Origin of the sequence: Mesorhizobium sp. M2A.F.Ca.ET.046.03.2.1, assembly GCF_003952425.1 — a bacterium.
In the GTDB taxonomy this organism is placed as follows: Bacteria; Pseudomonadota; Alphaproteobacteria; order Rhizobiales; family Rhizobiaceae; genus Mesorhizobium.
Window position 1 is genome coordinate 4,380,001 of sequence record NZ_CP034449.1, and the last position, 5,000, is coordinate 4,385,000.

4 protein-coding genes, 1 tRNA gene and 2 rRNA genes (2 of these 7 only partly in view) are annotated in these 5,000 nt (G+C 59.8%); 4 read left to right on the forward strand and 3 right to left on the reverse strand.

Going from position 1 to position 5,000, the window contains the following annotated elements:
• The 3 genes from EJ072_RS20880 to EJ072_RS20890 all read left to right on the forward strand — a co-directional run.
• A 23S ribosomal RNA gene (locus EJ072_RS20880) occupies window positions 1-1,416 on the forward strand (it extends 1,384 nt beyond the left edge of the window).
• 285 nt (window positions 1,417-1,701) lie between these two features.
• Window positions 1,702-1,816 (forward strand): 5S ribosomal RNA (rrf, locus tag EJ072_RS20885).
• A 200-nt stretch (window positions 1,817-2,016) separates the two neighbouring features.
• Window positions 2,017-2,093 (forward strand) — tRNA-Met (locus EJ072_RS20890).
• Between the two features lie 54 nt (window positions 2,094-2,147).
• Here EJ072_RS20890 and EJ072_RS20895 read toward each other — a convergent pair.
• The 3 genes from EJ072_RS20895 to EJ072_RS20905 all read right to left on the reverse strand — a co-directional run bounded on the left by EJ072_RS20895 (window position 2,148) and on the right by EJ072_RS20905 (window position 4,302).
• Complete coding sequence (locus tag EJ072_RS20895) at window positions 2,148-2,546, reverse strand: hypothetical protein (protein ID WP_189343064.1); 399 nt, start codon at window positions 2,544-2,546, stop codon at window positions 2,148-2,150.
• A gap of 58 nt (window positions 2,547-2,604) precedes the next feature.
• Window positions 2,605-3,794 (reverse strand): IS3 family transposase gene (locus EJ072_RS20900; RefSeq protein ID WP_126081098.1). Its coding sequence is split into 2 segments (ribosomal slippage): window positions 2,605-3,545 and window positions 3,545-3,794, totalling 1,191 coding nucleotides; the frame shifts between segments, so codons are not numbered across the junction.
• Between the two features lie 61 nt (window positions 3,795-3,855).
• Window positions 3,856-4,302 carry an NmrA family NAD(P)-binding protein gene (locus tag EJ072_RS20905; protein WP_245466924.1) on the reverse strand — a complete coding sequence of 149 codons (447 nt, stop codon included), beginning with the start codon at window positions 4,300-4,302 and terminating at the stop codon, window positions 3,856-3,858.
• Between the two features lie 235 nt (window positions 4,303-4,537).
• Here EJ072_RS20905 and EJ072_RS20910 point away from each other — a divergent pair, with 235 nt between their 5' ends.
• On the forward strand, window positions 4,538-5,000 hold the 5' portion of the coding sequence (locus EJ072_RS20910) for a ThuA domain-containing protein (RefSeq protein WP_126081099.1). The gene runs 179 nt beyond the window's last position; only the first 463 of its 642 coding nucleotides appear in the window; its start codon is at window positions 4,538-4,540; the stop codon falls past the right edge of the window.

Consider the following 5,000-nt stretch of genomic DNA (forward strand, 5'->3'; position numbering starts at 1 on the left):
AGCCGGCCCCTAAGACGAGGCGGAAACGCGTAGTCGATGGGAACCACGTTAATATTCGTGGGCCTGGAGGTAGTGACGGATCACACAAGTTGTCCAATCTTATCGGATTGAACGGGCAGCGGAGTGGTTCCAGGAAATAGCTCCTCCTTATAGACCGTACCCGAAACCGACACTGGTGGTCAGGTAGAGTATACCAAGGCGCTTGAGAGAACTATGCTGAAGGAACTCGGCAAATTGCACGCGTAACTTCGGAAGAAGCGTGACCCTTTTTAGCGCAAGCTAGGGAGGGTGGCACAGACCAGGGGGTAGCGACTGTTTATCAAAAACACAGGGCTCTGCGAAGCCGCAAGGCGACGTATAGGGTCTGACGCCTGCCCGGTGCTGGAAGGTTAAGAGGAGGGGTGCAAGCTCTGAATCGAAGCCCCAGTAAACGGCGGCCGTAACTATAACGGTCCTAAGGTAGCGAAATTCCTTGTCGGGTAAGTTCCGACCTGCACGAATGGCGTAACGACTTCCCCGCTGTCTCCAGCATAGACTCAGTGAAATTGAATTCCCCGTGAAGATGCGGGGTTCCTGCGGTTAGACGGAAAGACCCCGTGCACCTTTACTATAGCTTTACATTGGCATTCGTAGTGGCATGTGTAGGATAGGTGGTAGGCTTTGAAGCCTGGGCGCCAGCTCAGGTGGAGCCACCCTTGAAATACCACCCTTATTACTATGGATGTCTAACCGCGGCCCGTTATCCGGGTCCGGGACAATGTATGGTGGGTAGTTTGACTGGGGCGGTCGCCTCCTAAAGAGTAACGGAGGCGCGCGATGGTGGGCTCAGAACGGTCGGAAATCGTTCGCTGAGTGCAATGGCATAAGCCTGCCTGACTGCGAGACTGACAAGTCGAGCAGAGACGAAAGTCGGTCATAGTGATCCGGTGGTCCCGCGTGGAAGGGCCATCGCTCAACGGATAAAAGGTACGCCGGGGATAACAGGCTGATGACCCCCAAGAGTCCATATCGACGGGGTTGTTTGGCACCTCGATGTCGACTCATCGCATCCTGGGGCTGGAGCAGGTCCCAAGGGTATGGCTGTTCGCCATTTAAAGCGGTACGTGAGTTGGGTTCAGAACGTCGTGAGACAGTTCGGTCCCTATCTGCCGTGGGTGTAGGAATATTGAAAGGATCTGTCCCTAGTACGAGAGGACCGGGATGGACGGATCTCTGGTGGACCTGTTGTGGCGCCAGCCGCATCGCAGGGTAGCTATATCCGGACGGGATAACCGCTGAAGGCATCTAAGCGGGAAACCCACCTTGAAACGAGTATTCCCTGAGAACCGTGGAAGACGACCACGTTGATAGGCCGGGTGTGGAAGAGCGGCAACGCTTGAAGCTTACCGGTACTAATAGTTCGATAGGCTTGATCGTTCTCATTACTTATATCCATCAAGGCACAATCCGAAGGATTGTCGCCATTCTCACTCACGCTTGTTCCGCCCTTCGGGCGGCGCTACGTGGGTGCGGCGCAACGGCGCCGACGGTCGGTCGACCTTGCGAAGCTTCGCTTCGAAGGGTGCCGGGCCGAATGAACATCCAAGGCACAACAAAGACCAGCGAACAGCTTGGAAAGCAGCAAATAGGGTCCCCTATTGGCTACTCACTATCGGCTATTCGCTTTAAAAAGCTTCTCGATTTGAACATGCGTTTTGCCGACCTGGTGGTTATGGCGGAGCGGCTGCACCCGATCCCATTCCGAACTCGGCCGTGAAACGCTCCAGCGCTGATGGTACTTCGTCTCAAGACGCGGGAGAGTAGGTCGCTGCCAGGTCTGCCAAGCGCATGTTCAACTCTCATCTTCTCTCTACGATAAAGGCCCGCCAACGGGACCCCGGGCCGCGAAAGCGGCCCTTTCATTTGGTGAGCCGTCTACCTATCTGTAGGCCAACCTATCCATAGGCTTGCGCTTACGCCCAAGAACGCAAGCAAACGCTTGCTCGTAGTTGCAAGCAAACGCTTGCTCGTAGGTGACGCGGGGTGGAGCAGCCCGGTAGCTCGTCAGGCTCATAACCTGAAGGTCACAGGTTCAAATCCTGTCCCCGCAACCAAACAAACGCCCGCGAAAGCGGGCGTTTTGCTTTTTGGCCGCCAGGGCCGGTAGTTCATCCTTGCTTACCGAATCCAGCAGGATCGCCGCGCGCCAATTCCTCCAGATATGCACGCAGCGACCGCGGCTCACGACCCAGGATCGCACGCAGCGTCAGCGGGTTGCCGAGCAGCCCGTGGTGATCGTAGTGATCGAACATCGCCTTCAAGTCCTGGGAAACGACACCGAGGACACCGGGATCGCGGCGCTCCCCGATTTTGCGGCCCAGCACATCGCTCATCAGCGCGCCGACGTCGTGTCGATCGAGTTGCCCGCGTGCGCAAAGTTCGAACGTGCCAAAAAGCAGCCGGTCTTCCGTCAGGGCTATCGCCGCGACCTCGGCGACATCGCGATAGTCGACCAGCGAGAAACGGGTCTCGGACGACCAAGGCTCCGCGAGCACGCCCTCCTTCACGATTTTGGGCCAGAATGCCGCGTAGTTCTGAAAGTAGCGCTGACCTTGCCCCCAATTTCTATCCAGTTTTGAGTTCGTTTCCGGCGTGGGTTGTGCCCTGCTGGGCGGGTGAAGCGACGGTCGCTGGCGCGGAGCCTTTGGCATAGCGCAGCGCGAGCGACCGTCGCGGATTGAAGGTGGTGGCGAACTCGGCCGGTGTCTGCCAGGCGATTTGGGAGTGTGGCCGTGCGGTGTTGTAGTCGGCGCGCCACAGGGCGATGGCTACGCGCGCCTGAGCCAGCGAGGTAAACAGCGTCTCGTTGAGCAGTTCATCGCGCAGTCGGCCGTTGAAGCTCTCGATGAAGCCATTCTGCATCGGCTTGCCCGGCGCAATGTAATGCCATTCGACGCGGTTCTGATCTGCCCAGGCGAGGATGGCGTTGGAGGTGAACTCGCTGCCATTGTCGCTGACGATCATCCTCGGCCGGCCGCGCTCGGTGATGAGCCGGTCCAGTTCGCGGGCAACCCGCATGCCCGAGAGCGACGTATCAACGATGAGTGCCAGGCACTCTCTCGTGCAGTCGTCGACGACGGCCAGGATGCGGAAGCGGCGCCCGTCGGTGAGCTGGTCCGATACGAAGTCGAGCGACCAGCGCTCGTCGGGCCTCAGCGGCACCAGCATCGGCGCCCTGGTCCCGATCGCCCGCTTGCGGCCGCCACGGCGGCGAACGGCGAGCTTCTCCTCCCGATAGAGCCGGAACAGCTTCTTGTGGTTCACGACCAGGCCCTCCCGCCTCAGCATCACGAGAAGACGCCGGTAGCCGGACCGGCGACGCTCCTGCGCGATCGCCTTCATCCGCTCGCGAACCTCGCGGTCGTCCGGCCTGCTGGTCTCGTAGCGAACCGTCATGCGGCAACAGCCGATGGCTTTACACGCCCGTCGTTCGCTCATCCCGAAGCCTTCCCTCAGGTGAGCGACAGCTTTCCGCTTGGCCGCGGGCGTTACCATTTCTTTCCCACGAGATCCTTCAGCGCGGCATTGTCGAGCATGGCGTCGGCCAGAAGCCGCTTCAGCCGCGTGTTCTCGTCCTCCAGCGCCTTCAGTCGCCGAGCCTCGGGGACATCCATCCCGCCGAAGCGGGCCTTCCAGTTGTAGATCGAAGCATCGCTGACGCCGTGCTTCCGACACAGATCGGCGACCGACACCCCGGCCTCATGCTCCTTCAAAATTCCGATGATCTGCTCTTCAGAGAAGCGGCTGCGCTTCATGGCCTGGTCCTCTCGATGGGCCAGAACGAACTTCAAACCGGATTAGATCACAGGGGCAAGGTCAGCGCGCCGGATGGAGGAACGTATATTCCAGGCCGGAGTTGAGAACCGCCTCCTCGACCGGCGCCTTGGCGACATGATTGACGAGGTCCGAAAGCGCCGGATGGATCACGGCCGAAAACACCAATCGGCGCACACCCGCGTCGATGGCAGCCTTCACGACAGTTTTTCCCACGTCGGCCTCGGCGGGAATGAAGGCCGGGGCGATATAGAAGACGGCGCCGACGTCCTTGAGTGCTGCGTCTAAAGCCGCGCGATCGCGCAGGTCGCCGATGGCGACTTCGGTTGCGCCGTGACCGCGCACCTGTTCAGCCTGCTCAGGCTTGCGGATGAAGGCACGGACGCGCGCGCCTCGCGTAGCAAGGGCGGGAATGACACTGCCTGCAAAATCTCCTGCGCGCCGAAGGCGAGAATCATGATCATGCTCCTGCAAGTTCGTGATGGCCACCAATGGCCCTCAACTCAATCTGGTTCCTGCGACCGGGATGTCACCACTCCGCCGGCTTTTTTCGGGTAACGCCTAACGGGTGAACTGGCGAAGGCGTGCCCGCGTTCCCAAATGCCCACTTGTGGGCCGGCTCGCCTCGGGCTTTCTTTGCTGACATGCGTTTACGTCCGAAAACTCGGTAACTATTCGCCCTTGGCGATCTCGAATGAATGCAACCAAACCGACGGAGAGAAAGATGCGGCAGGCGCTGATCGTATGGGGCGGCTGGGAGGGCCATGAGCCCGAAGCCGGCGCCCGCGTCGTCAAGGCGATGCTCGAGGAGGAAGGCTTTGCCGTGCGCGTCGAGAACACGACCGCGGTCTTCGCCGACCCGGCGATCGCCGAGCTCAGCCTGATCGTGCCGATCTACACGATGTCCAAGCTTACCAAGGCGGAAGAAGCCAATCTGACGAAAGCGGTCGAAAACGGCGTCGGCCTTGGCGGGTACCATGGCGGCATGGCCGACGCATTTCGCGAATCGCCCGAATACCAGTTCATGTGCGGTGGGCAATGGGTCGCGCATCCCGGCAACATCATCGACTATCATGTGAATGTGACGCGGGGCGACGACCCGATCATGCGAGGCATCGAGGATTTCCCCTACCGGTCCGAGCAGTATTACATGCATGTCGATCCTTCGAACGAGGTGCTGGCGACCA